At 59.6% G+C, this 24,021-nt stretch carries 25 protein-coding genes and 4 tRNA genes; 21 read left to right on the plus strand and 8 right to left on the minus strand.

The window, feature by feature from the left end:
- Positions 1-47 precede the first annotated feature (47 nt).
- The gene (locus AACU78_RS26485; protein ID WP_106578584.1) at positions 48-338 is read right to left on the minus strand and encodes a DUF3565 domain-containing protein; all 291 of its coding nucleotides are present in this window, start codon (positions 336-338) and stop codon (positions 48-50) included.
- Between AACU78_RS26485 and AACU78_RS26490 the strand changes: the two genes are divergently transcribed.
- Positions 337-822 carry an FKBP-type peptidyl-prolyl cis-trans isomerase gene (locus AACU78_RS26490; protein ID WP_003188398.1) on the plus strand — a complete coding sequence of 162 codons (486 nt, stop codon included), beginning with the start codon at positions 337-339 and terminating at the stop codon, positions 820-822. The two genes, AACU78_RS26485 and AACU78_RS26490, sit on opposite strands and share 2 nt — an antisense overlap.
- Positions 823-1,039: 217 nt before the next feature.
- Here AACU78_RS26490 and rpsT read toward each other — a convergent pair whose 3' ends face one another.
- Positions 1,040-1,318 carry a 30S ribosomal protein S20 gene (gene rpsT / locus AACU78_RS26495; RefSeq protein WP_003171647.1) on the minus strand — a complete coding sequence of 93 codons (279 nt, stop codon included), beginning with the start codon at positions 1,316-1,318 and terminating at the stop codon, positions 1,040-1,042.
- Between the two features lie 253 nt (positions 1,319-1,571).
- Here rpsT and murJ point away from each other — a divergent pair, with 253 nt between their 5' ends.
- The 6 genes from murJ (at position 1,572) to ispH (ending at position 9,093) form a co-directional block, all read left to right on the plus strand.
- Positions 1,572-3,110, plus strand: coding sequence for a murein biosynthesis integral membrane protein MurJ (gene murJ, locus AACU78_RS26500; RefSeq protein ID WP_106578585.1), 1,539 nt, complete (start codon positions 1,572-1,574; stop codon positions 3,108-3,110).
- 119 nt (positions 3,111-3,229) lie between these two features.
- Complete coding sequence (gene ribF / locus AACU78_RS26505; protein WP_064450635.1) at positions 3,230-4,168, plus strand: bifunctional riboflavin kinase/FAD synthetase; 939 nt, start codon at positions 3,230-3,232, stop codon at positions 4,166-4,168.
- 14 nt (positions 4,169-4,182) lie between these two features.
- Entirely contained in the window at positions 4,183-7,014 is a 2,832-nt protein-coding gene (gene ileS, locus AACU78_RS26510) for an isoleucine--tRNA ligase (RefSeq protein WP_106578587.1), read from the plus strand.
- Positions 7,007-7,516, plus strand: a complete 510-nt coding sequence (gene lspA, locus AACU78_RS26515; protein WP_106578588.1) for a signal peptidase II — start codon at positions 7,007-7,009, stop codon at positions 7,514-7,516. The genes ileS and lspA overlap by 8 nt, the downstream gene beginning before the upstream one ends.
- Positions 7,517-7,523: 7 nt before the next feature.
- On the plus strand, positions 7,524-7,961 hold the full coding sequence (gene fkpB / locus AACU78_RS26520) for an FKBP-type peptidyl-prolyl cis-trans isomerase (protein ID WP_010213263.1): 438 nt from the start codon (positions 7,524-7,526) through the stop codon (positions 7,959-7,961).
- Between the two features lie 184 nt (positions 7,962-8,145).
- On the plus strand, positions 8,146-9,093 hold the full coding sequence (gene ispH, locus AACU78_RS26525; RefSeq protein ID WP_106578589.1) for a 4-hydroxy-3-methylbut-2-enyl diphosphate reductase: 948 nt from the start codon (positions 8,146-8,148) through the stop codon (positions 9,091-9,093).
- Here the strand turns inward: ispH and AACU78_RS26530 are convergent.
- Positions 9,047-9,628: a GspH/FimT family pseudopilin gene (locus tag AACU78_RS26530; protein WP_106578590.1), complete on the minus strand. Its 582-nt coding sequence runs from the start codon at positions 9,626-9,628 to the stop codon at positions 9,047-9,049. The genes ispH and AACU78_RS26530 overlap by 47 nt on opposite strands.
- A gap of 206 nt (positions 9,629-9,834) precedes the next feature.
- Between AACU78_RS26530 and pilV the strand changes: the two genes are divergently transcribed.
- The 5 genes from pilV to thiO all read left to right on the plus strand — a co-directional run bounded on the left by pilV (position 9,835) and on the right by thiO (position 13,147).
- On the plus strand, positions 9,835-10,320 hold the full coding sequence (gene pilV / locus AACU78_RS26535) for a type IV pilus modification protein PilV (RefSeq protein WP_106578591.1): 486 nt from the start codon (positions 9,835-9,837) through the stop codon (positions 10,318-10,320).
- Complete coding sequence (locus tag AACU78_RS26540) at positions 10,317-11,024, plus strand: PilW family protein (RefSeq protein WP_106578592.1); 708 nt, start codon at positions 10,317-10,319, stop codon at positions 11,022-11,024. The genes pilV and AACU78_RS26540 overlap by 4 nt, the downstream gene beginning before the upstream one ends.
- Before the next feature lie 46 nt (positions 11,025-11,070).
- Positions 11,071-11,562 carry a pilus assembly PilX family protein gene (locus AACU78_RS26545; protein WP_106578593.1) on the plus strand — a complete coding sequence of 164 codons (492 nt, stop codon included), beginning with the start codon at positions 11,071-11,073 and terminating at the stop codon, positions 11,560-11,562.
- Between the two features lie 11 nt (positions 11,563-11,573).
- Positions 11,574-11,975, plus strand: coding sequence for a type IV pilin protein (locus AACU78_RS26550; RefSeq protein WP_106578594.1), 402 nt, complete (start codon positions 11,574-11,576; stop codon positions 11,973-11,975).
- 62 nt (positions 11,976-12,037) lie between these two features.
- Entirely contained in the window at positions 12,038-13,147 is a 1,110-nt protein-coding gene (gene thiO / locus AACU78_RS26555; RefSeq protein WP_106578738.1) for a glycine oxidase ThiO, read from the plus strand.
- Here the strand turns inward: thiO and AACU78_RS26560 are convergent.
- Together AACU78_RS26560 and AACU78_RS26565 are read right to left on the minus strand one after the other, a co-directional pair.
- Positions 13,134-13,367 (minus strand): PP0621 family protein, encoded by a 234-nt coding sequence (locus AACU78_RS26560; RefSeq protein WP_106578595.1) that lies wholly within the window; start codon positions 13,365-13,367, stop codon positions 13,134-13,136. The two genes, thiO and AACU78_RS26560, sit on opposite strands and share 14 nt — an antisense overlap.
- A 125-nt stretch (positions 13,368-13,492) precedes the next feature.
- Positions 13,493-14,518, minus strand: coding sequence for an outer membrane protein assembly factor BamD (locus AACU78_RS26565; protein WP_106578596.1), 1,026 nt, complete (start codon positions 14,516-14,518; stop codon positions 13,493-13,495).
- 149 nt (positions 14,519-14,667) lie between these two features.
- Here AACU78_RS26565 and rluD point away from each other — a divergent pair, with 149 nt between their 5' ends.
- From rluD to AACU78_RS26610, 9 genes are all read left to right on the plus strand, one after another.
- Complete coding sequence (gene rluD, locus AACU78_RS26570) at positions 14,668-15,630, plus strand: 23S rRNA pseudouridine(1911/1915/1917) synthase RluD (RefSeq protein ID WP_005784662.1); 963 nt, start codon at positions 14,668-14,670, stop codon at positions 15,628-15,630.
- A complete protein-coding gene (gene pgeF / locus AACU78_RS26575; protein WP_106578597.1) occupies positions 15,627-16,352 on the plus strand; it encodes a peptidoglycan editing factor PgeF in 726 nt (241 codons plus the stop codon). The genes rluD and pgeF overlap by 4 nt, the downstream gene beginning before the upstream one ends.
- A 170-nt stretch (positions 16,353-16,522) precedes the next feature.
- Positions 16,523-19,087, plus strand: coding sequence for an ATP-dependent chaperone ClpB (gene clpB, locus AACU78_RS26580; RefSeq protein WP_106578598.1), 2,565 nt, complete (start codon positions 16,523-16,525; stop codon positions 19,085-19,087).
- Positions 19,088-19,389: 302 nt separating this feature from the next.
- Positions 19,390-19,465: transfer RNA gene (locus tag AACU78_RS26585), tRNA-Asn, on the plus strand.
- Between the two features lie 10 nt (positions 19,466-19,475).
- Positions 19,476-19,552: transfer RNA gene (locus AACU78_RS26590), tRNA-Pro, on the plus strand.
- Positions 19,553-19,557: 5 nt separating this feature from the next.
- Positions 19,558-19,633, plus strand: a tRNA-Lys gene (locus AACU78_RS26595).
- A gap of 94 nt (positions 19,634-19,727) precedes the next feature.
- Positions 19,728-19,804, plus strand: a tRNA-Pro gene (locus AACU78_RS26600).
- A gap of 166 nt (positions 19,805-19,970) precedes the next feature.
- On the plus strand, positions 19,971-20,705 hold the full coding sequence (locus tag AACU78_RS26605) for a cysteine hydrolase family protein (protein ID WP_106578739.1): 735 nt from the start codon (positions 19,971-19,973) through the stop codon (positions 20,703-20,705).
- Between the two features lie 31 nt (positions 20,706-20,736).
- A complete protein-coding gene (locus AACU78_RS26610) occupies positions 20,737-21,624 on the plus strand; it encodes a LysR family transcriptional regulator (protein ID WP_177410107.1) in 888 nt (295 codons plus the stop codon).
- 58 nt (positions 21,625-21,682) lie between these two features.
- Here AACU78_RS26610 and AACU78_RS26615 read toward each other — a convergent pair whose 3' ends face one another.
- From AACU78_RS26615 to AACU78_RS26625, 3 genes are all read right to left on the minus strand, one after another.
- Positions 21,683-22,981 (minus strand): NAD(P)/FAD-dependent oxidoreductase, encoded by a 1,299-nt coding sequence (locus AACU78_RS26615; RefSeq protein WP_106578600.1) that lies wholly within the window; start codon positions 22,979-22,981, stop codon positions 21,683-21,685.
- Positions 22,982-23,041: 60 nt separating this feature from the next.
- Entirely contained in the window at positions 23,042-23,215 is a 174-nt protein-coding gene (locus AACU78_RS26620; RefSeq protein WP_064450648.1) for a DUF3094 family protein, read from the minus strand.
- A gap of 89 nt (positions 23,216-23,304) precedes the next feature.
- Positions 23,305-23,934 carry a DUF1780 domain-containing protein gene (locus AACU78_RS26625; protein ID WP_106578601.1) on the minus strand — a complete coding sequence of 210 codons (630 nt, stop codon included), beginning with the start codon at positions 23,932-23,934 and terminating at the stop codon, positions 23,305-23,307.
- Between the last annotated feature and the right edge of the window lie 87 nt (positions 23,935-24,021).

Raw genomic sequence — 24,021 nt, forward strand, 5'->3', positions numbered from 1 at the left:
CGCTCTATGGTTGAGCACCTACCGGGAATCAGACGCCAAGGTTATCGTTATTCGAGCGCTTGCGCACACCAGCCACACGCAAAGGGTTGGCCTATTTTTTCAAGGCGTTGCGCAGGATCCAGGACCCAGGCGCGCGACTGCCATGGCGGTTGGTGGCGCAGGTGCTGGGTGTGGCCGCAGGACAGCTCGGCGACCCAGTGCCGGTCGTCATCCTGGTGGAATCCGAGGATGAAGGATGCCGTTGATCGGCCCCGTCTGTCCGGGTTGTGTTCGCTTTCGGGCAAATCCTTGTTTAGACTTGTCCGTTCTTCATTCTTATGCAAAAGGTCTCGCCCCATGACGATCGCCGCTAACAAGGCTGTCTCCATCGACTATACCCTGACCAACGACGCTGGTGAGGTCATCGACAGCTCCGCCGGCGGCGCGCCGCTGGTCTACCTGCAAGGCGCAGGTAACATCATCCCGGGCCTGGAAAAGGCTCTGGAAGGCAAGAACGTCGGTGACGAACTGACCGTCGCCGTAGAACCTGAAGATGCCTACGGCGAATACTCCGCCGAACTGGTCAGCACTTTGAGCCGCAGCATGTTCGAAGGCGTTGACGAGCTGGAAGTGGGCATGCAGTTCCACGCTTCCGCACCGGACGGCCAAATGCAGATCGTCACCATCCGCGATCTGGACGGCGATGACGTGACTGTTGACGGTAACCACCCTCTGGCTGGCCAGCGCCTGAACTTCCAAGTGAAGATCGTTGCCATCCGCGACGCTTCCCAAGAAGAAGTGGCCCACGGCCACGTTCACGGTGAAGGCGGTCATCACCATTGATTGTGGTTTGATCAATAGGTAGCAAAACGCCCCGACTGGTTCGGGGCGTTTTTTTTTGGCTTGAAAATGTACCCAGTCCAAATGTGGGAGCGGGCTTGCCCGCTCCCACAAGGAGAACTGTGGTGATTCTGCAAGCAAACAAAAATGCCCCGCACCTTTCGGTACGGGGCATTTCTTAACTGTTACGCAACCTGGGCTACGTGGCAGTTTTTACCACTTAGGCTGCTGCAGCGACGTTCAGAGCCTTGATGTGGCCATTCAGGCGGCTCTTATGACGAGCGGCCTTGTTCTTGTGGATGATGCCTTTATCGGCCATACGGTCGATAACTGGCACGGCCAGAACGTAAGCAGCTTGGGCTTTTTCAGCGTCTTTGGTGTCGATGGCTTTAACTACATTCTTGATGTAGGTACGAACCATGGAACGCAGGCTGGCGTTGTGGCTGCGACGCTTCTCAGCCTGTTTTGCACGTTTTTTGGCGGAAGGTGTGTTGGCCACCGTCGAGCTCCTCGAAAGACTTTTTAGGAAATAGCAAACAAAATAGGCCGCGAATCATGCCGATGACTTGATGGGTTGTCAAGGGCGGCTGATGCGAACTGCTGAGTGGTCGATCTGAAGAGGCGGGTGATTTATTTCCGGCGCTTGACCTGTAAACTCGCGAGCTTTGGCTCTGTGCTGTTGCAGGCGCGCAGTATCGCATAAGTGGGCGCTTTGTTCGCCTGCTCTTTATCTATAGGCGCAAACTCTTTCAATGAATCTGCTCAAATCGTTGGCTGCCGTCAGCTCTATCACGATGATCTCCCGGGTTTTGGGGTTCGTGCGTGACACCCTGCTGGCGCGCATTTTTGGCGCCAGCATGGCCACGGATGCGTTCTTTATTGCCTTTAAATTGCCCAACCTGCTGCGACGGATCTTCGCCGAGGGAGCATTTTCCCAGGCGTTCGTGCCAATCCTGGCCGAGTACAAAACCCAGCAGGGCGAAGAAGCCACCCGCACCTTTATCGCGTACGTTTCGGGCCTGCTGACCCTGGTGCTGATGCTGGTCACCATCGCCGGCATGCTTGCCGCGCCCTGGGTGATCTGGGCCACGGCGCCGGGTTTTGCCAATACCCCGGAAAAATTCGCGCTGACCACTGATCTGCTGCGCGTGACCTTTCCTTATATATTGCTGATTTCCCTGTCATCCCTGGCTGGGGCGATCCTCAACACCTGGAACCGCTTCTCGGTGCCGGCCTTCGTGCCGACGCTGCTGAACGTCAGCATGATTATTTTTGCGCTGTTCCTCACGCCGTACTTCGATCCGCCGGTGATGGCCCTGGGGTGGGCGGTGCTGGCGGGTGGCCTGGCGCAATTGCTGTACCAGCTGCCGCACCTGAAAAAGATCGGCATGCTCGTGCTGCCGCGCCTGAACCTCAAGGACACCGGCGTCTGGCGCGTGATGCGCAATATGTTGCCGGCGATCCTCGGGGTCTCCGTCAGTCAGATTTCGCTGATCATCAACACCGCGTTCGCCTCGCTGCTGGTTTCAGGCTCAGTGTCCTGGATGTACTACGCCGACCGTCTGATGGAGCTGCCGTCCGGCGTGCTCGGCGTGGCCCTGGGCACCATTTTGCTGCCAACCTTGTCGCGCACCTATGCGAGCAAGGACCGCCAGGAGTATTCGCGGATCCTCGATTGGGGCCTGCGCCTGTGTTTTATGCTGGTACTGCCGTGCTCTCTGGCCTTGGGCATCCTGGCCGAACCGCTGACCGTGTCGCTGTTTCAATACGGCCAATTCAGCGCGTTTGACGCCTCGATGACCCAACGTGCGCTGGTCGCCTACTCCGTCGGGCTGCTCGGCATTATTGTGATCAAGGTGCTGGCGCCGGGGTTCTACGCCCAGCAAAACATCCGCACACCGGTCAAGATCGCAATCTTCACCCTGATCCTCACTCAACTGCTTAACCTGATATTCATCGGTCCGCTGGCTCACGCCGGCCTGGCCCTGGCCATCAGCGCTGGTGCTTGCATCAATGCCGGCCTGTTGTTTTACCAACTGCGCAAACAACAGATGTACCAGCCTCAACCAGGCTGGGGGATGTTCGCCCTCAAGCTGCTCGTGGCGGTGGCGACCATGTCGGCCGTGTTGCTGGGCCTGATGCACTTTATGCCCGCCTGGGACCAAGGCCATATGCTGGAGCGCTTCATGCGCCTGGGCATTTTGGTGGTTGCCGGCGTGGTGGTGTACTTCGGGATGTTGCTGCTGCAAGGCTTTCGTCTGCGTGATTTCAATCGCAAGTCCCTGGGATAGAGACTTTGCCGCGATAAAACGGTTGTTTTATCGATTCGATCCATTTGGCCTGCGCTGTTGCCTGTCGTCCGGGGCCGGGTGTGGTTATAATCGACCACTTTATGAGCAAGAAGCGCGTTATGCAGCTGGTTCGAGGTCTCCACAACCTGCGCCCCGAGCATCGGGGCTGCGTCGCCACTATTGGCAACTTTGACGGTGTTCACCGTGGCCACCAGGCTATCCTGGGCCGGCTGCGTGAACGCGCGGTCGAGTTGGGCGTGCCCAGCTGCGTGGTGATTTTTGAGCCGCAGCCACGGGAATTCTTTACCCCGGAAACGGCGCCGGCACGTTTGGCGCGTTTGCGCGACAAGCTGCAGCTGCTGGCGGAAGAGGGCGTAGACCGTGTGCTTTGCCTGGCCTTCAACCAGCGTTTGCAAAGCCTCAGCGCCGCCGAGTTCGTCGACCGTATTCTGGTGGATGGCCTGGGCGTACAGCACCTGGAGGTCGGCGACGACTTCCGTTTCGGTTGCGACCGCGTCGGGGATTTCGACTTCCTGCAGCACGCCGGTGTCAATCAAGGTTTTACCGTCGAAGCCGCGCAAACCGTCGAACTGGACGGCCTGCGCGTGAGCAGTACCCAGGTGCGTAATGCGCTGGCCGCTGCCGACTTCGCCTTGGCCGAGCGTTTGCTCGGCCGCCCGTTCCGCATTGCCGGGCGGGTACTGCACGGCCAGAAGCTGGCGCGCCAACTGGGCACGCCAACCGCCAACGTGCAACTCAAGCGCCGTCGTGTGCCACTGACCGGGGTTTACCTGGTGAGCGTCGACATCGACGGCCAATCGTGGCCGGGAGTCGCCAACATAGGCGTCAGGCCCACGGTTGCAGGTGATGGCAAGGCCCACCTGGAAGTTCACCTTTTGGATTTTGCCGGTGATTTGTATGACCGGCGTTTGACGGTGGTTTTCCACCAGAAGCTGCGTGAAGAGCAGCGTTTCGCCTCGCTTGAGGCGTTGAAAACGGCGATCAATGCGGATGTCGCCGCCGCCCGTGCACTAGCCGCACCTAGCGCCCATCGCTAACCGAAGAGCCTTAAATGACCGACTATAAAGCCACGCTAAACCTTCCGGACACCGCCTTCCCAATGAAGGCCGGCCTGCCACAGCGCGAACCGCAGATTCTGCAGCGCTGGGACAGTATTGGCCTGTACGGAAAGTTGCGCGAAATTGGCAAGGATCGTCCGAAATTCGTCCTGCACGACGGCCCTCCTTATGCCAACGGCACGATTCATATCGGTCATGCGCTGAACAAAATTCTCAAGGACATGATCCTGCGCTCCAAAACCCTGTCGGGTTTCGACGCACCTTATGTTCCGGGCTGGGACTGCCACGGCCTGCCGATCGAGCACAAAGTCGAAGTGACCTACGGCAAGAACCTGGGCGCGGATAAAACCCGCGAACTGTGCCGTGCCTACGCCACCGAGCAGATCGAAGGGCAGAAGTCCGAATTCATCCGCCTGGGCGTATTGGGCGAGTGGGACAACCCGTACAAAACCATGAACTTCAAGAACGAGGCCGGGGAAATCCGCGCCTTGGCCGAAATCGTCAAGGGCGGTTTCGTGTTCAAGGGCCTCAAGCCCGTGAACTGGTGCTTCGACTGCGGTTCGGCCCTGGCCGAGGCGGAAGTCGAGTACGAAGAGAAGAAGTCGTCGACCATCGACGTGGCCTTCCCGATTGCCGACGACGCCAAGCTGGCCGAGGCCTTTGGCCTGGCGAGTCTGAGCAAGCCGGCTGCCATCGTGATCTGGACTACCACCCCGTGGACCATCCCGGCCAACCAGGCGCTCAACGTGCACCCGGAATTCACCTACGCCCTGGTGGACGTCGGTGATCGCCTGCTGGTGCTCGCTGAAGAAATGGTCGAAGCCTGCCTGGCGCGTTACGAGCTGCAAGGTGCGGTGATCGCCACCACCACTGGCACATCGCTGGAATTGATCAACTTCCGTCACCCGTTCTACGACCGCCTGTCGCCGGTGTACCTGGCTGACTACGTTGAGCTGGGTTCGGGTACTGGCGTGGTTCACTGCTCGCCCGCTTATGGCGTGGACGACTTCGTGATCTGCAAGAAGTACGGCATGGTCAACGATGACATCATCAACCCAGTGCAGAGCAATGGCGTGTACTCGCCGTCGCTGGAGTTCTTCGGCGGCCAGTTCATCTTCAAGGCCGACCAGCCGATCATCGACAAGCTGCGTGAAGTCGGTGCGCTGATGCAAACCGAGACCATCAAGCACAGCTACATGCATTGCTGGCGTCACAAGAGCCCGCTGATCTACCGCGCCACCGCGCAGTGGTTCATCGGCATGGACAAAGAGCCGGTCAGCGGCGACACCCTGCGTGTGCGCTCGCTCAAAGCCATCGAAGACACCAAGTTCGTCCCGGCCTGGGGCCAGGCGCGCCTGCACTCGATGATCGCCAACCGCCCGGACTGGTGCATCTCCCGCCAGCGTAACTGGGGCGTGCCGATTCCGTTCTTCCTCAACAAGGAAAGCGGCGAGCTGCACCCACGCACCGTCGAACTGATGGAAGAAGTCGCCCTGCGTGTTGAGCAGGAAGGCATCGAGGCCTGGTTCAAGCTGGACGCCGCCGAGCTGCTGGGCGATGAAGCGCCACAGTACGACAAGATCAGCGACACCCTCGACGTGTGGTTTGACTCCGGCACCACCCACTGGCACGTATTGCGCGGCTCGCACCCGATGGGCCACGAGACCGGCCCGCGTGCCGACCTGTACCTGGAAGGTTCGGACCAACACCGCGGCTGGTTTCACTCCTCCTTGTTGACCGGCTGCGCCATCGACAACCACGCGCCATACCGCGAACTGTTGACCCACGGCTTCACCGTCGATGAGACGGGCCGCAAGATGTCCAAGTCGCTGAAAAACGTGATCGAGCCGAAAAAGATCAACGACACCTTGGGCGCCGACATCATGCGTCTGTGGGTAGCGTCGACCGATTATTCGGGCGAAATCGCCGTGTCGGACCAGATCCTGGCCCGTAGCGCCGATGCCTACCGCCGTATCCGTAATACCGCACGCTTCCTGCTGTCGAACCTGACCGGTTTCAACCCGGCTACCGACATCCTGCCGGCCGAGGACATGCTCGCCCTGGACCGTTGGGCCGTGGACCGTACCCTGTTGCTGCAGCGTGAGCTGCAGGAGAACTACGGCGAATACCGCTTCTGGAACGTGTACTCCAAGATCCACAACTTCTGCGTGCAGGAGCTGGGTGGTTTCTACCTCGACATCATCAAGGACCGCCAGTACACCACCGGCGCCAACAGCAAGGCACGCCGTTCGGCGCAGACCGCGCTGTACCACATCTCTGAAGCGCTGGTGCGCTGGATCGCGCCGATCCTGGCCTTCACCGCCGACGAGCTGTGGGAATACCTGCCGGGCGAGCGTAACGAATCGGTAATGCTCAACACCTGGTACGAAGGCCTGACCGAACTGCCGGCCGACTTCGAACTGGGCCGCGAGTACTGGGAAGGCGTGATGGCCGTCAAAGTGGCGGTGAACAAGGAGTTGGAAGTTCAGCGTGCGGCCAAGGCCGTCGGTGGCAACCTGCAAGCCGAAGTCACCCTGTTTGCCGAGGAAGGCCTGAGCGCCGACCTGGCCAAGCTGAGCAACGAACTGCGCTTTGTGCTGATCACCTCGACTGCCAGCCTGGCACCGTTTGCTCAGGCACCTGCAGACGCTGTGGCCACCGAAGTGCCGGGCCTCAAGCTTAAAGTGGTCAAGTCGGCCTTCCCTAAGTGCGCCCGTTGCTGGCACTGCCGTGAAGACGTTGGCGTGAACCCTGAGCATCCGGAAATCTGCGGTCGTTGCGTCGACAACATCAGCGGTGCTGGCGAGGTTCGCCACTATGCCTAACACCAGCCGTTTCGGACGTCTGGGCTGGCTCGTACTGAGCGTGCTGGTGCTGGTCATTGACCAGCTCAGCAAGGCTCACTTCGAAGGCGCCTTGCAGATGTACCAGCAAATCGTGGTCATCCCTGACTACTTCAGCTGGACCCTGGCCTACAACACCGGCGCTGCCTTCAGCTTCCTCGCTGACAGCTCCGGCTGGCAGCGCTGGCTGTTCGCGTTGATCGCAGTAGTGGTCAGTGCAGTCTTGGTGGTCTGGCTTAAGCGCCTGGGTCGCGATGACACCTGGCTCGCCATTGCCCTGGCCCTGGTGCTGGGCGGCGCGCTGGGCAACCTGTACGACCGCATTGCCCTGGGCCATGTGATCGACTTTATCCTGGTGCATTGGCAGAACCGCTGGTATTTCCCAGCGTTCAACTTTGCCGACAGCGCCATCACCGTCGGTGCGATCATGCTGGCGTTGGACATGTTCAAAAGCAAGAAAACCGGAGAGACCGTCAATGACTGATCAGGTATTGGCTGAGCAACGCATCGGCCAGAACACGGAAGTCACTTTGCACTTTGCACTGCGCCTGGAGAATGGCGACACGGTCGACAGCACGTTCGACAAAGCCCCGGCGACCTTCAAGGTCGGCGACGGCAACCTGCTGCCGGGCTTTGAAGCGGCGCTGTTCGGTTTCAAGGCCGGCGACAAGCGTACCCTGCAGATCCTGCCGGAAAACGCCTTTGGCCAGCCCAACCCGCAAAACGTGCAGATCATCCCGCGTTCGCAGTTCCAGGACATGGACCTGTCGGAAGGCCTGTTGGTGATCTTCAATGATGCGGCCAATACCGAGCTGCCTGGAGTGGTGAAAACCTTCGATGACGCGCAAGTGACCATCGACTTCAACCACCCGTTGGCCGGTAAAACCTTGACGTTTGACGTTGAAATCATCGACGTTAAAGCGCTCTGATCAACGACGCTGGCTCCTGTGGGGGCTGGTTTATGTGGGAGCTGGCTTGCCTGCGATAGCATCACCTCGGTGTACGTGATACACCCGGTCGTCTGCATCGCGGGCAAGCCCGGCTGCCACAGGGGCTCACTCTCCTAGAGTTGAGTTGATCCTATTTCTTGCCCTGCAAGACACGAGGCACAGCATGCAAATCAAACTCGCCAACCCCCGTGGCTTTTGCGCCGGTGTGGACCGCGCGATCGAAATCGTCAATCGCGCTCTGGAAGTCTTCGGGCCGCCGATTTACGTGCGTCATGAAGTCGTCCACAACAAATTTGTGGTTGAAGACCTGCGCGCACGCGGTGCCATCTTTGTCGAAGAGCTCGAGCAGGTGCCGGACGACGTTATCGTCATTTTCAGCGCGCACGGTGTTTCCCAGGCCGTGCGTACTGAGGCTGCCGGCCGCGGCCTTAAGGTATTCGACGCCACCTGCCCCCTGGTGACCAAGGTGCATATCGAGGTCGCGCGCTACAGCCGTGACGGCCGTGAATGCATCCTGATCGGCCATGCCGGCCACCCGGAAGTCGAAGGCACCATGGGCCAGTACGACGCCAGCAATGGCGGCGCCATTTACCTGGTCGAAGACGAAAAGGACGTTGCCAACTTGCAGGTGCAAAACCCTGAGCGGCTGGCCTTTGTCACGCAGACCACCTTGTCGATGGACGATACCAGCCGTGTAATCGATGCCTTGCGCACGCGATTCCCGGCCATCGGTGGCCCGCGCAAAGACGACATCTGCTATGCCACACAAAACCGTCAAGATGCGGTCAAGCAACTGGCCGATGAGTGCGACGTCGTGCTGGTGGTCGGCAGCCCCAACAGTTCCAACTCCAACCGCTTGCGCGAACTGGCCGAGCGCATGGCCACGCCGGCCTACCTGATCGACGGCGCTGAAGACATGCAGCGCAGCTGGTTCGACGGTGTCGAGCGTATCGGCATTACCGCGGGCGCGTCGGCTCCGGAAGTACTGGTGCGCGGTGTGATCCAGCAATTGCAGGCATGGGGTGCCACCGGTGCCGATGAATTGGCTGGTCGTGAAGAGAACATCACGTTCTCCATGCCCAAGGAGCTGCGGGTTCGCTCGCTGCTGTGAGTGCCAAGGTGCCGGAGTCTTTCCGGCATAACGCCTGCTCAGTGGCGTCACTGCGCAGGCTGATGCGCCCGCTGGGGGCAAGGACCACCTGAAACAGGCTTTGCGCCTGATCCGCGTCGCACACGTGCACCGTGCCTGCACGGAACCCTCCTGCTGAAAAAATCGGCTCGCCCAATCCGCTGAAGCGTACCTCGCTCTTCACGGGCCCATTGCCAACGATCGCTACGTGCCCGCTGTCCTGTCGTTCCAGCAGCACCGGATTGTTCTCGTCCAGGTGGCCGCGTCCGCTTTCGTCCAGTATTACTCGCCATCCCTGGCTCCAGTTTTCATCCCGCGCGTGAATGATCACCGCACGATTGCGTGTAATGGCCTCGGTGCGCGCATAACGCATGCCGCTGGCCAGGGCCTGCGCAGCTGTTTGTCGTTGCTGCGACTCAAGCAAGCCTTTGAAACCGGGTACTGCGAGATTTGCCAGGATACCGCTCAGCAACAGGCTCAGCAGAAGCTCGACCAGGGTGAATCCGCGTTGCGTCATGTGTTGTCCCTCCATGGACGGGTTCACTGTTTCAGGTGACAGGCATAGGTATAGCCGCCCGTTCCTGGCGTGGAGTGGTGGCCTTTATGTCCAAAGTATTTCCCTTTGTTCCGGCGGCAGCGCCAGCCGAAAACCGACGCTAGTCTTGGGCCGCACAGCAGGTTTTTCCTGCTTTTCTCCGGCCTTCGACAGGGATGACGACGGTGATGCTTGTTTGTCCGCACATTAAATTTGCCTGCGTCTTACCTCGCCACCAATCCGGTATGACGCTGATCGAGGTGCTGGTGGCCGTGCTGATTCTTGCGGTCGGGTTGCTGGGCGCTGCAGTGATCCAGCTCAACGCCCTCAAATACACCGACAGCTCAAGGATGATCAGCCAGGCCAGTTTCATTGCCTACGACATGCTGGACCGGGTTCGCGCCAACTCGGGCGCCGACTATTCATGGAGCCGAACCGAAGGCGCACCGCTCGGTACGGCCAGCGCCAGCGTGCGTGACCTGGACCTGCATGACTTCGAAGCGAATATCGTCGGGTTTGCCGGAGCGAGTGCAAAAGGCTCCGTCGTGGTCAGTGGCAGCGAGGTGACCGTCAGTATCAGTTGGGACGACGCCAGGGGAGCGAACCGCAGCGGCGCTAGGGAAACCTTCACCCTTACCAGTCGCATTGCCGGCGAGTCTGGGGTCGCGCAATGAATCGCTTTGCACGAGGATTCAGCCTGGTGGAGTTGTTGCTGGCGCTGTCCGTCGGGTTGGTGCTGATACTCGGGGTCAGCCAAGTCGTTATCAGTGTTCGAACCACCCACGCCAGCCAGCAGGCAGCCATGTTGCTGCAGGATGATGCGCGGTTTGTGCTGGGCAAGATGACTCAGGATATTCGCCAGGCGGGTGTGTTTGGCTGCTTGGCGACGGCCGCTATCGATAATGCGCCGGCGGCCTTTGATCGACCGGTCGGCTGGAGCACCTCGGGCAGCGCGAGGTCACTGACGTTAGTCACCGCGGATGCAAGTGGAGAGGGTGGCAGGCCAGACTGGACGGTACTTTCCGACTGCATGACCACGGCCCAGGCTTATGCGGGCAACTCGCCGACGCCCGTGCCAGGCCAGACCCGGTTTGCGATACGCCAGCTCACCTACACCTTTGAAGCGGGCCAACTGAAGGTCAGTACACCGGCTGCGCCGGCCAAGGCGGTTCTGGTGGATAACGTAGAGGCGTTCGACCTCAGTTTCGGTGTGGCAGCCAAGCCCGGCTCGGCTCGCGTTGTGCGCTATGACCCCACCCCGGCCGACGAATCGCTGATACGCAGCGTGCGTATTCGGATGACGCTGAGAGACCCGTCGGGGCGCGTTCAGGATCAGGCCTACAGCGTCGTGGCAGCGCTGCGCAACAGGTTGGAGTAAAGCGATCATGCGCAGTTGTCACGGCTTCCATCCACGGCAGACGGGCATGGTCCTCTTGATCAGTCTGGTGTTTTTGCTGGTGTTGTCACTGATTGGCTTGGCCTCGATGCAAGGGGCTGTGTCCCAGCAAAGGATTGCCGGCGGCGTCTGGCATCGCAATCAATCCTTTCAAAGTGCCGAAAGCGGCCTGAGGTTGGGAGAGTCCATGGTCCGGCGTGCGGGTTCGGCGTTGCCGTTATGTCAGTCGATCAGCGCCTGCGCACCGCCACAGGCGTCTTTTGCTGTGGTTGGCGCCGGGCAGCGTTCTGTTTCAGCGGTCACTTGGGTTGCCTTGAAGGGCGGCCTGTATGGCATTCAAGCGTTGGGGCAGGGCACAGGGCTGGCGGGTTTACCTCCGTACACATCTGCCAGGTTATACCGGGTGACGGCGGTGGGCGTCAGTGGCCAATCGCGCACCGTTCTGGAGACGGTATATGCGCAGGTCAACGAAGAAGCAGGGTCGAGATTTCGTCGGATTTTATGGCGGCAACTTCAATAAGGAGCGTATCAATGGGCAAGGATTGCCAAGGTTTTACCCTGATCGAGTTGTTGATCGCTGTAGCGATCATCGCATCTCTGGCCGGGATCGCTTATCCGGCGTATACCGGCCATGTAAAAAAAGCCTATCGCGCAGAAATCGTTGCGTTGTTATCCGAGCAAGTCCATTACCTGGAACGCTTTTACACGCGCAACGGTACTTTTATTGATGCAAACGGCGTCAGTGCGGGCAATGATCGCTATAGAATCGGCGCTGCATTGAACCCTCAGGACTTCACCCTGGTGGCCACGCCTGCCGTTGGCTCAGTCATGGCAGGTGACCCTTGTGCTGAATTCAGCCTGACCAGCTCCGGCGTGCGCAGCAACCCGGGCGCGGCACCTGGAATGTCGCGCAAGGCATGCTGGGGGCAATGATGAGAGTGCTGGATGAGTGGGCGCCGGGTGCGCTTTTCCCTTTTTATCGGCTGGATCAAATGATGGCTAAGCAACAGCAAGTGGTGATTGTCGGTGGCGGAGTAATCGGGTTGTTGACGGCGTACAACCTGGCCACCCAAGGGCAGGCCGTCATACTGCTGGAGCGCTCCGGGCTTGGCCAGGAGTCCTCCTGGGCGGGCGGCGGGATCGTGTCGCCGTTGTACCCGTGGCGCTATAGCCCTGCGGTTACTGCACTGGCGCATTGGTCCCAGGATTTTTATCCGCAATTGGCAGAACGTCTGCTCACGGCCACGGGTGTTGATCCAGAGGTTCACACCACGGGCCTGTACTGGCTGGACCTGGAAGACGAGGCCCAGGCGTTGGCCTGGGCTGTCCGCGAGGGGCGGCCGCTGAGCAAAGTGGATGTGTCGGCTGCGCACGATGCGGTGCCGGTACTGGGCGGCGGGTATTCCCAGGCAATCTATATGGCGGACGTGGCCAATGTTCGCAACCCGCGCTTGGTCAAATCCCTCAAGGCGGCGCTGTTGGCGCTACCCGGTGTGACCCTTCATGAGCAGTGCGAAGTACAAGGTTTTGTACTTGAGGGCGAAGCCGTAGTGGGCGTGAATACCGCGGCGGGACCGATCCTTGGCGACCAGATAGTGTTGGCTGCGGGTGCCTGGAGCGGCGAGTTGCTCGGCAAGTTGGGCTTGGTGCTGCCAGTAGAACCGGTCAAAGGCCAAATGATTTTGTACAAATGCGCCTCGGATTTCCTCTCGAGCATGGTTCTGGCCAAAGGGCGTTATGCGATCCCACGGCGTGATGGGCACATTCTGATCGGGAGCACGCTTGAACACGAAGGATTCGACAAGACCCCGACCGACTCGGCGCTGGAAAGCCTCAAGGCTTCGGCGGTGGAGTTGATTCCAGCCTTGGCGGGCGCCGAGGTCGTGGGGCATTGGGCCGGTTTGCGGCCCGGCTCACCGGAAGGTATCCCTTATATCGGTGAAGTCCCAGGCTTCAAAGGGTTGTGGCTCAATTGCGGGCATTACCGCAATGGCTTGGTGCTTGCCCCGGCATCCTGCCAGTTGTTTGCCGACTTGTTGCTGGGGCGTACGCCGATCATTGACCCGTCCCCTTATGCGCCCGCAGGTCGACTCAACGCGGGATAGACTTCGGCCCTTGTTCCAGGTGTGGCTGACTGCAATACCACTCCTGGCGTGAACTCAGCGCGCGATCCTGCGGCAAGTGCACGCCGCAGTGGGCGCAGCGCACCATCAGGGCTGCGTCCGGCTCGCTGGCACGTTGCTGCCTGGCGGCCGGGCTTTTGAATTTGCGCCAGAACCATACCGCGGCAGCAATGACGGCAATCCAGAACAGTAGACGAAGCATGATGGGCAGTTTCTCGACAAGGAATGCGCCAGTTTAGCCAAGGTCGTGGCAGGCGCACAGCGCAATAACGCCGGGTAATAAAAAAGGAGCCTCGAAAGGCTCCTTCTTGATGACGCTGAGTGTAATCAGTCGAATACGCCGAACGTCATGTAGCTGAACCACGAACGATCTTCGTTGTTGCCAAGGGCCTGCGGCTCTTGCTCTTCGATCACATCGCCATTCTCGTCATGCGGCTTGAGCTCCGAAGGAATCGCTTCCTTGGCGTCCTGGAACTGCTTGATCACGTCCTGGTTGGCGCGGGTTTCGCCCGGCGGCAAGGGTGGACGGGAGCTGATCAGGCCCAGGGTGTACTTGCTCAACCACGAGCGGTTGTCCGTTTCGGCAACCCGCGGCACAAACTGGCCGTCTTTCAAGCTTGGCGAGTCTGGGTAGTTGAGCTTCAGGGTTTCCAGGCTGGTGGCTGCCAATGCATCCAGGTGCAATGCCTGGTAAGCCTCGGTCATCACCGCCAGGCCGTCACCCACGGAAGGGGTTTCCTGGAAGTTTTCTACTACATAGCGACCGCGGTTGGCGGCAGCCACGTATGCCTGACGGGTCAGGTAGTAGTCAGCCACGTGAATCTCGTAGGACGCCAGCAGGTTGCGCAGGTAGATCATGCGCTGCTTGGCATCCGGCGCGTAGCGGCTGTTTGGGTAGCGGCTGGTCAGCTGGGCGAACTCGTTGTACGAGTCGCGGGCAGCGCCGGGGTCACGCTTGGTCATGTCCAGCGGCAGGAAGCGCGCCAGCAGGCCCACGTCCTGGTCGAACGAGGTCAGGCCCTTCATGTAGTAGGCGTAGTCCACGTTCGGGTGCTGCGGGTGCAGGCGGATAAAACGCTCGGCGGCGGACTTGGCAGCTTCCGGCTCGGCGTTTTTGTAGTTGGCGTAGATCAGCTCGAGCTGTGCCTGGTCGGCGTAGCGCCCGAACGGATAGCGCGACTCCAGGGCCTTCAGCTTGGCTGTGGCGCTGGTGTAGCTATTATTGTCCAAGTCTTTTTGAGCTAATTGATACAGCTCGACTTCGCTCAGGTTTTCGTCGACGACTTCCTTTGTTGACGAGCAAGCAGCAGTCATGGCGAGGATGGCGATCAGCAGCAGGTGTTTCACTTGCATGGCGGCTTGCGTCCCTATGACGGCCGCTGTCTTGGGCGGGGCCGTCCTGTTATGATGAGCGCCCCGTTGAAAGCCTCGGGGCAAAAGACGCCGTATTTAACCACAAGCGCGCAGCCGAAACCAAAGGCTGTGCCACGCCTAGTCTGAGCATGTCCGATAAAATTGAACTTCGCGCAGAGGTGCCGTCCGAATTGGGCGGCCAACGCCTCGATCAAGTCGCCGCACAATTATTCGCTGAGCACTCGCGCTCGCGCCTTTCCGCCTGGATCAAAGACGGCCGCCTGACTGTGGATGGAGCGGTTATCCGCCCGCGAGACATAGTCCATGGCGGTGCGATTCTTGAGCTGACTGCCGAGCAGGAAGCCCAGGGAGAATGGGTCGCCCAAGACATCGAGCTGGACATCGTCTATGAAGACGACGACATCCTGGTCATCAATAAACCCGCAGGCCTGGTGGTTCACCCGGCCGCCGGGCACGCTGATGGCACCTTGCTCAATGCCTTGCTGCACCACGTGCCGGACATCATCAATGTCCCGCGCTGCGGCATCGTGCACCGCCTGGACAAGGACACCACCGGCTTGATGGTGGTGGCCAAGACCATCCAGGCCCAGACGCAGCTGGTCACACAGTTGCAGAGCCGTAGCGTCAGCCGCATCTACGAGTGCATCGTGATTGGCGTGGTGGTGGCGGGTGGCAAGATCAACGCCCCTATCGGTCGCCACGGCCAGCAGCGCCAGCGTATGGCGGTGATGGAAGGCGGCAAGCAGGCCGTCAGCCACTACCGTGTGCTGGAGCGTTTCCGGTCCCACACTCACGTGCGGGTCAAGCTGGAAACCGGTCGTACGCACCAGATTCGCGTACACATGGCGCACATTAACTTCCCGTTGGTCGGAGATCCGGCCTACGGCGGTCGCTTCCGTATTCCGCCGGCGGCGAGTCAGACCATGGTTGAATCGCTGAAATCCTTCCCGCGTCAGGCGCTGCATGCTCGTTTCCTGGAGCTTGATCATCCGACGAGCGGTAAGCGGATGAGCTGGGAATCGCCTCTTCCAGACGATCTGGTCTGGTTGTTGTCGTTGCTCAAGCAGGATCGCGAGGCGTTTATCGGATGAATGACTGGCTGATTCCTGACTGGCCAGCGCCGGCTCAGGTTAAAGCCTGCGTCACCACCCGTGCGGGCGGCGTCAGTCTGGCGCCGTTCGACAGCCTCAACCTGGGCGATCATGTCGAGGACAACCTTGAAGCCGTCCTTGAGAATCGCCGTCGTCTGACCGACGCCTTTGATATTCAGCCTGCGTGGCTGCGCCAAGTCCACGGCGTGACCGTGGTCGAGGCTGACCCCTCGCGCATCGCCGAAGCCGATGGCAGTTGGACCAGCACGCCTGGTATCGCCTGCACATCCATGACTGCCGATTGTTTGCCCGCGTTGTTCTGCAACCGCGCCGGTACTCGCGTGGCGGCCGCCCATGCCGGTTGGCGTGGGCTGGCAGCGGGTGTGCTTGAAGCAGCTTTCGAAAGCCTGGGCTGCGAGCCAGCCGATGTGTTGATCTGGCTGGGCCCTGCCATTGGCCCACGAGCCTTTGAAGTCGGCCCGGAAGTGCGCGAAACCTTCACGCAGCAACTGCCGATCACCGCTGAAGCCTTCGTGCCAAGCCTCAACCCCGGCAAGTACATGGCTGACATTTACCAGTTGGCGCGTCTGCGGCTCGCCGCGCGTGGAATCACCGCTGTTTATGGTGGCGGTTATTGCACCGTGACTGACCCGCGCTTCTTTTCTTACCGTCGCAGCCCCCGCACGGGTCGATTTGCCTCCCTTATCTGGCTTGAGCGCTAGACTCTCTTGACTTGGGTCAATGCTGATCCACATCAACGATAACCCGCTTGAATCTTGCAGAATCCACCCCATCTATAGGGGTATCTGGCAGGTTTCTTCATTCAGGATGCGTTACTCGCGAGCAAGCTCGCTCGCACATAGCTCCGGCCTGCTCAAAAGGAAGGTGACTAATGCGTATTGATCGTTTAACCAGCAAATTGCAGTTAGCTCTATCAGACTCCCAATCCCTGGCGGTCGGCCTCGACCATCCGGCGATTGAGCCTGCGCACTTGATGCAGGCGCTTCTGGAACAGCAAGGTGGTTCTATCAAGCCCTTGCTGATGCAGGTGGGCTTTGACGTCAACAGCCTGCGCAAAGAGTTGAGCAAAGAGCTCGACCAACTGCCAAAAATCCAAAACCCAACCGGCGACGTGAACATGTCGCAGGACTTGGCGCGCCTGCTTAACCAGGCAGATCGCCTGGCTCAGCAAAAAGGTGATCAGTTCATCTCCAGCGAACTGGTACTGCTCGCGGCGATGGACGACAACAGCAAGCTTGGCAAATTGTTGCTGGGCCAGGGCGTGAGCAAAAAGGCCTTGGAAAACGCCATCAACAACCTGCGTGGCGGCGAGGCGGTGAATGACCCCAACCACGAGGAGTCGCGCCAGGCCCTGGACAAATACACTGTCGACCTGACCAAGCGCGCCGAAGAAGGCAAGCTTGACCCGGTGATCGGCCGTGATGACGAAATTCGTCGCACCATCCAGGTGCTGCAGCGCCGCACCAAGAACAACCCGGTGCTGATTGGTGAGCCTGGCGTGGGTAAAACCGCGATTGCCGAAGGCCTGGCCCAGCGCATCATTAATGGTGAAGTGCCGGACGGTCTTAAAGGCAAACGTCTGCTGTCCCTGGACATGGGCTCGCTGATCGCCGGCGCCAAGTTCCGTGGCGAGTTCGAAGAGCGCCTGAAATCCCTGCTTAATGAACTGTCGAAGCAGGAAGGGCAGATCATTCTGTTCATCGACGAGCTGCACACCATGGTCGGCGCCGGTAAGGGCGAGGGCTCGATGGATGCCGGCAACATGCTCAAGCCAGCCTTGGCGCGCGGTGAGCTGCATTGCGTGGGCGCCACCACGCTGAACGAGTACCGCCAGTACATCGAGAAAGACGCGGCCCTTGAGCGTCGTTTCCAGAAAGTGCTGGTGGAAGAACCCAGCGAAGAAGACACCATCGCGATCCTGCGTGGCCTGAAAGAACGCTATGAGGTCCACCACAAGGTGGCGATCACTGACGGGGCGATTATTGCGGCGGCCAAATTGAGCCATCGCTACATCACTGACCGCCAGTTGCCGGACAAGGCCATCGACCTGATCGACGAAGCGGCCAGCCGTATTCGCATGGAGATCGACTCCAAGCCTGAAGTGCTCGACCGTCTGGATCGGCGCCTGATTCAACTGAAGGTTGAATCCCAGGCGCTGAAGAAAGAAGAAGACGAGGCTGCGAAGAAACGCCTGGAAAAACTCCAGGAAGAAATCGTGCGTCTGGAGCGTGAATATTCAGACCTCGAGGAAATCTGGACCTCGGAAAAAGCCGAGGTGCAGGGTTCTGCGCAGATTCAGCAAAAGATCGAGCAGTCCCGGCAGGAACTGGAAGCCGCGCGCCGTAAAGGTGACCTGAATCGCATGGCCGAGTTGCAGTACGGGGTGATCCCGGACCTGGAGCGCAGCCTGCAAATGGTCGACCAGCACGGTAAGCCCGAGAACCAATTGTTGCGCAGCAAGGTGACCGAGGAAGAAATCGCCGAAGTCGTTTCGAAGTGGACCGGTATCCCGGTGTCGAAAATGCTTGAAGGCGAGCGCGACAAGCTGCTGAAGATGGAAAGCCTGTTGCACCAGCGCGTCATCGGCCAGGAAGAGGCCGTGGTGGCTGTGTCCAACGCGGTACGGCGTTCCCGGGCCGGCTTGTCCGACCCGAACCGTCCGAGTGGCTCGTTCATGTTCCTCGGCCCGACCGGCGTGGGTAAGACCGAGCTGTGCAAGGCTTTGGCCGAGTTCCTCTTTGATACCGAAGAGGCCATGGTGCGGATCGATATGTCCGAATTCATGGAGAAGCACTCGGTGGCTCGCTTGATCGGCGCCCCACCAGGCTATGTGGGCTACGAAGAGGGCGGTTACCTGACCGAAGCCGTGCGTCGCAAGCCTTACTCGGTGATCCTGCTGGACGAGGTCGAAAAGGCCCACCCGGATGTGTTCAACATCTTGCTGCAGGTGCTGGAAGACGGCCGTCTGACGGACAGCCACGGGCGTACCGTGGACTTCCGTAATACGGTGATCGTGATGACCTCCAACCTGGGCTCGGCGCAGATTCAGGAGTTGGTGGGTGATCGCGAAGGCCAGCGCGCCGCGGTGATAGACGCACTGACCTCTCATTTCCGTCCGGAATTTATCAACCGGGTCGATGAAGTGGTGATCTTCGAGCCTCTGGCGCGGGATCAGATTGCGGGCATCACCGAGATCCAGTTGGGGCGCCTGCGTGGCCGCCTGGCCGAGCGCGAGCTCGACCTGGAGCTGAGCAGCGAGGCGTTGGACAAGCTGATCGCGGTGGGTTACGACCCGGTATATGGCGCACGGCCACTGAAACGTGCGATCCAGCGCTGGATCGAGAACCCATTGGCGCAGTTGATCCTGTCGGGCAGCTTCATGCCGGGCACCAGTGTCACGGCGACTGTGGAAAACGACGAAATCGTCTTCCACTGAGCCCAGCCTGTATGGCTATAAGAGGAGGCCCCGCATTGCGGGGCCTTTTTTTTCGATAGGGCGTTGAACTGTAAGGCAAAGGCTTGTAAAGTGCGCCCCGCAGCAACGTCAGCCCACGGGTTTCTTCTCCCCAAGAAGAAATCAGAAAGAAGCGCAAATCATTGTCTTAAAAGCAATTTAAAGGGTTGACAGGGGTTTTTAAGATTGTAGAATAGCGCGCCTCAGAGACATGAACGTAGCGATACGGACAAGCCGAAGAGAACGTTTCAACGCAGTAAAGTTACACATTTGAAATATGCAGTTCCGTGATAGCTCAGTCGGTAGAGCAAATGACTGTTAATCATTGGGTCCCAGGTTCGAGTCCTGGTCACGGAGCCAATTTCAAAACCGGGGTATAGCGCAGTCCGGTAGCGCGCCTGCTTTGGGAGCAGGATGTCAGGAGTTCGAATCCCCTTACCCCGACCATTTTTGGGTCGTTAGCTCAGTTGGTAGAGCAGTTGGCTTTTAACCAATTGGTCGTAGGTTCGAATCCCACACGACCCACCATTTTTGAGACCAGTTAACGCTGGGATCAGATCTTAAGATCAGAGGTCAAAAGCCCTGGTCGCAGAAGGCGACTGAAAGGTCGCCTTTTTTTTACCGGGGTATAGCGCAGTCCGGTAGCGCGCCTGCTTTGGGAGCAGGATGTCAGGAGTTCGAATCCCCTTACCCCGACCATATTAAAAATCCTCGTATCGAAAGATACGGGGATTTTTTTTGCCTGTTGTTTGGCCTCACTTGTGCGAATTCCAAACAGATATTGTGCTGATGGGTGCGTTGGTGCACTGACCGCGGCCTCCTAGACTGGGCCTCGTCAATTCACTCGCCTTAAGGAATCTGCATGATGATCCTCACTCCAACCGCTCTCCCTGTCCGTTCGCTATCTGCCGTACTCAAGTCCACGCTCGTTGGCCTCGGTATGATGGTGGGCCTCGGCCCTTACGCTGTCGCCGCTGAAACAACCACGCACCCGCAGCCGACCATTCGCGCGATGCTGGGGGCAAAGCCGACCGACCGTCTTGACCCGAAAACCACCGCTTTGCTGATCATCGACTTCCAGAATGAATACTTCACCGGCCGCATGCCGATCCCTGACGGCATGAAAGCCCTGGAAAACACCCAGCGTCTGATCAAGTTTGCCGACAAGGAAAGCATCCCGGTCATTCACGTGCAGCACATTGCCCCGGACGACGCGGCGGTCTTCGCCAAGAATGGCAAGACCGTCGATTTTCACCCGCTGATGAAGCCTCGTGCACAAGACAAGCTCGTGCAGAAGACCACGGTCAGCGTGTTTGCCAGCACCGACCTGGATGCGCAATTGAAGAAAGCCGGCGTCAAAACCCTGATTATCAGTGGCCTGATGACTCACGCCTGTGTCGCCGGCGCCGCCCGTGACGCCGCGCCGTTGGGCTATGACGTTGTGGTAGCATCCGATGCCAGTGCCACACGGGCTATTACCCGCGCCGATGGCCGTTCGGTAACCAAGGATGAGTTGCACAACTCGGCACTGGCTGAAATCGAAGACACCTTCGGTTCGGTGCTGACCACCTCGCAAATTATCGCTTTGCCGGTTAACTGATTCCCCTGACCACCTTGGGATCGCCTGCTTCATGAACCAGTTATCTGCCATGCGCGCCTTTCGGTGCATCGTCGAAGCCAAGGGTTTTTCTGCAGCCGCAGAACGCCTGGAGACCACGCATTCGACGATTTCCCGGCAATTGCAGCAATTGGAGATTGAGCTGGGCGCCCAACTGATCAACCGCAACACGCGACGCTTCAGTCTGACGGCGGCCGGGGAGCAGTACTACGCCGCGTGCGTGGATATCCTTGATCGTCTCGACGCTGCATCCCAGGCCATCGCCCACGGGCACCAACGCCCCGAAGGCCTGCTGAGGGTCAGTGTGCCGCTGGTGGTGGGCACACTGGATCTGCCGCACTGGCTACCGGGTTTTCAACGACGGTATCCGGATATTGAGCTGCAGCTGTGCTGTGATGATCAGTTCGTCGACCTGGTGGCCGACGGGTTTGATGTCGCGATACGCATTGCCAGCGCCCTGGCGGACACGTCATTGATTGCCCGCACGTTGACCCTGTCCAGCCAGGTTCTGGTCGCGTCGCCGAGCTACATCGGCCGCCATGGGTTGCCGCGTTCGGCGCAGGAGCTCGACAACCATCACTTGCTGACTTTCATTGGGGCTTCGTCGGATTGGCAACTGAGCGCGGCGCGTGGCGCGGTGGTTACGGTCACCCCATCGGGGCGGTTCAGCACCAACACCATCAGTGCGTTGCACGCGGCCACGTTGGCGGGGGCGGGTATTGCGTGTTTCACCCAGGCCACTGTGCACAGCGACTTGGCGCACGGTCAGCTTGTGCGAATCCTGCCCAATTATTCATTGGGCGAGCGGCACTATTACGCCCTTTATCCACAGTCCCGGCACTTGGCGCCGAAGGTGCGGGCGTTTGTCGACTACATGGCTGAGTTCTACCAGCAGATTTAGCCCAATAAAAAATCCCCCTATCGTGAGACAGGGGGATTTTTTTCTGCCGTTCAGTCAATCAGTGCAGCTTGAGCCTTGGCTCGGTTCCGCGCCCGATCTTGCTGCCGAGCATCAGCATGGCCGTGCGGAAGAAGCCGTACAACGCCATCTGGTGCATGCGGTACAGCGATACATAGAACATGCGCGCCAGCCAGCCTTCCAGCATCACGCTGCCGGTCAGGTTGCCCATCAAGTTACCCACCGCCGAGAAACGTGACAGCGAGATCAGCGAGCCGTAGTCGGTGTACTTGTAGGACGGCAGGTCCTTGCCTTCAATCCGCAGTTTCAGTGACTTGGCCAGCAACGAAGCCTGCTGGTGAGCGGCTTGTGCGCGGGGCGGTACGTTGCGGTCGGTGCCTGGTTGCGGGCAGGCGGCGCAGTCGCCAAAGGCGAAGATATTTTCGTCGCGGGTGGTCTGCAGCGTCGGCAACACCTGCAATTGGTTGATGCGGTTGGTTTCCAGACCGTCGATGTCCTTGAGAAAGCCTGGCGCGCGAATCCCGGCGGCCCACACCTTCAAGCTGGCCGGAATGACCTGGCCGCTGCTGGTGATCAGGGCGTCGGCCGTCACTTCGCTGACCGCGGAATTGGTCAGCACGGTGACCCCGAGTTTCTCCAGGGTTTTATGCACCGGCCCGCCAATTCGTTCCGGCAACGCGGGCAATACCCGCGGGCCGGCTTCGATCAGGGTGATGTGCATGTTTTCCGGTTTGATCTTGTCCAGGCCGTACGCTGCCAGCTCGTGGGCGGCGTTATGCAGCTCGGCGGCCAGCTCAACGCCGGTGGCGCCGGCGCCGACGATGGCAACGCTGATCTGTTCAATGGTATCGGTCTGCCCGGCATGGGCGCGCAGGTAGTGGTTGAGCAACTGCTGGTGGAAACGCTCGGCCTGTTTGCGTGTGTCGAGGAACAGGCAGTGTTGCGCTGCGCCCTCGGTGCCGAAATCATTGGTGGTACTGCCGACTGCGATCACCAGGCTGTCATAGCCCAGCACGCGCGCCGGCACCAGTTCGCGTCCTTCTTCGTCAAGGGTGGCGGCCAGCTGAATCTTTTTCTGTTCACGGTCAAGTCCGCTCATGCGCCCCAGCTGGAACTCGAAGTGGTTCCATTTGGCCTGGGCGACATAATTGAGTTCGTCTTCAGAAGAGTTCAGCGAGCCCGCAGCCACTTCGTGCAGCAGTGGCTTCCAGATGTGGGTCAGGTTGGCGTCCACCAGCGTAACGCTGGCCGTGCCGCGCTTGCCCAGAGTCTTACCCAGGCGGGTAGCCAACTCCAGGCCGCCGGCGCCGCCGCCGACGATAATAATACGATGGGTCATGGGGATATCTCGCAAGGCTAAAAGAAATCGGAGCAGTTACCCCCGCGAGCGCCAGGCAGCTCATAGCGTCAGGTAACTCAATAGGCGGCTCAGCAGACCGAGCCCGATCACCGCCACCAGCACCACACCGAGGAGCAGCCACGGCCGGAAAGGCTTGCGCTCGACTCGGTTCTGGGAGAGTTGCAGGTACTCTTCGACATGCTGTTGGTCATCGGGGTTCAGGCGGCTGGTCATAAAGGCCTCGTCAGGTAGACGTTGCAAAAGGGCGCCACGTTACAGTCAGCAGGTTGGCGGTGTCGCCACAAGCGTAGCCTGTGCCCGCGTCACAGGCTGATGCCCACGTCGAATACTATGCTGCGGCCCAAGTTGTTGCGCAAGAAATCCGGGGCATCAGGATGAGCGAACAGCACCCGGGCAAAGGTCGGCCCGACCAGCGACAGCGAGCGCCAGCCCTGGCGCAAGTATTCGGTAGGGGGCGGAAAATGGCTGTTGAGGTCCAGCACTTCGCGCTTGAGACTGGTGAAGGCGATGAGGTCCAGCTCGCCCAGGTCAATGCCGCGCTCTTTATAGTTGTGCGCTTTTTTGCGCAGCGTCGGCGCCAGGCGCAACAGGAATTCATGGGCGGGGATACGCCGCGGCTTGGCTTCGCGCCGGACCAACTGGCTCAGGGAAAACGCGCTGCGTCGGCGCAGCAACTCATCGCGCCATTCGTCGTTCAGGCGCCGGCCTTCATCCAATACAAAAAACACCTCGAAACAGGCGTCGCGAAACAACACATCCGGCGGTTCTTGACCGGCGGCATGAAACTCCTCGGCCCGGTAGGGCACATTCAAGCCTTGCAGCAGGCGCTGGCAGACCCAACGCTCACGCTCCCATTTGCGGGCATTGGACAGGAACGCATTGGCTTGTTCGGCCGCTACGGTGAGCAGGCGCAAGTAATCTGAGTCATCCATATTTGCAGCTTAGCGTCCAAATGATGACCGCAGGAAGTCTTGCTTTAAACGGCCGGTGTAGACTGGCTACTCGACCCTCATTCGAAT

This window comes from Pseudomonas sp. R9.37 (assembly GCF_963878885.1).
In the GTDB taxonomy this organism is placed as follows: domain Bacteria; phylum Pseudomonadota; class Gammaproteobacteria; order Pseudomonadales; family Pseudomonadaceae; genus Aquipseudomonas.

Excerpts from the sequence above, each read along its gene's own strand:
- AACU78_RS26540 (WP_106578592.1), top strand. The coding sequence starts at position 10,317 with ATGAATCGCTTTGCACGAGGATTCAGCCTGGTGGAGTTGTTGCTGGCG.
- AACU78_RS26620 (WP_064450648.1), bottom strand. The coding sequence starts at position 23,215 with ATGACCAGCCGCCTGAACCCCGATGACCAACAGCATGTCGAAGAGTAC.
- ispH (WP_106578589.1), top strand. The coding sequence starts at position 8,146 with ATGCAAATCAAACTCGCCAACCCCCGTGGCTTTTGCGCCGGTGTGGAC.
- murJ (WP_106578585.1), top strand. The coding sequence starts at position 1,572 with ATGAATCTGCTCAAATCGTTGGCTGCCGTCAGCTCTATCACGATGATC.
- clpB (WP_106578598.1), top strand. The coding sequence starts at position 16,523 with ATGCGTATTGATCGTTTAACCAGCAAATTGCAGTTAGCTCTATCAGAC.
- AACU78_RS26530 (WP_106578590.1), bottom strand. The coding sequence starts at position 9,628 with ATGACGCAACGCGGATTCACCCTGGTCGAGCTTCTGCTGAGCCTGTTG.
- AACU78_RS26550 (WP_106578594.1), top strand. The coding sequence starts at position 11,574 with ATGGGCAAGGATTGCCAAGGTTTTACCCTGATCGAGTTGTTGATCGCT.
- ileS (WP_106578587.1), top strand. The coding sequence starts at position 4,183 with ATGACCGACTATAAAGCCACGCTAAACCTTCCGGACACCGCCTTCCCA.
- rluD (WP_005784662.1), top strand. The coding sequence starts at position 14,668 with ATGTCCGATAAAATTGAACTTCGCGCAGAGGTGCCGTCCGAATTGGGC.
- AACU78_RS26605 (WP_106578739.1), top strand. The coding sequence starts at position 19,971 with ATGATCCTCACTCCAACCGCTCTCCCTGTCCGTTCGCTATCTGCCGTA.
- AACU78_RS26545 (WP_106578593.1), top strand. The coding sequence starts at position 11,071 with ATGGTCCTCTTGATCAGTCTGGTGTTTTTGCTGGTGTTGTCACTGATT.
- AACU78_RS26490 (WP_003188398.1), top strand. The coding sequence starts at position 337 with ATGACGATCGCCGCTAACAAGGCTGTCTCCATCGACTATACCCTGACC.
- lspA (WP_106578588.1), top strand. The coding sequence starts at position 7,007 with ATGCCTAACACCAGCCGTTTCGGACGTCTGGGCTGGCTCGTACTGAGC.
- AACU78_RS26610 (WP_177410107.1), top strand. The coding sequence starts at position 20,737 with ATGAACCAGTTATCTGCCATGCGCGCCTTTCGGTGCATCGTCGAAGCC.
- pgeF (WP_106578597.1), top strand. The coding sequence starts at position 15,627 with ATGAATGACTGGCTGATTCCTGACTGGCCAGCGCCGGCTCAGGTTAAA.
- AACU78_RS26560 (WP_106578595.1), bottom strand. The coding sequence starts at position 13,367 with ATGCTTCGTCTACTGTTCTGGATTGCCGTCATTGCTGCCGCGGTATGG.
- thiO (WP_106578738.1), top strand. The coding sequence starts at position 12,038 with ATGGCTAAGCAACAGCAAGTGGTGATTGTCGGTGGCGGAGTAATCGGG.
- AACU78_RS26485 (WP_106578584.1), bottom strand. The coding sequence starts at position 338 with ATGGGGCGAGACCTTTTGCATAAGAATGAAGAACGGACAAGTCTAAAC.
- AACU78_RS26615 (WP_106578600.1), bottom strand. The coding sequence starts at position 22,981 with ATGACCCATCGTATTATTATCGTCGGCGGCGGCGCCGGCGGCCTGGAG.
- AACU78_RS26625 (WP_106578601.1), bottom strand. The coding sequence starts at position 23,934 with ATGGATGACTCAGATTACTTGCGCCTGCTCACCGTAGCGGCCGAACAA.
- pilV (WP_106578591.1), top strand. The coding sequence starts at position 9,835 with ATGCTTGTTTGTCCGCACATTAAATTTGCCTGCGTCTTACCTCGCCAC.
- ribF (WP_064450635.1), top strand. The coding sequence starts at position 3,230 with ATGCAGCTGGTTCGAGGTCTCCACAACCTGCGCCCCGAGCATCGGGGC.
- AACU78_RS26565 (WP_106578596.1), bottom strand. The coding sequence starts at position 14,518 with ATGCAAGTGAAACACCTGCTGCTGATCGCCATCCTCGCCATGACTGCT.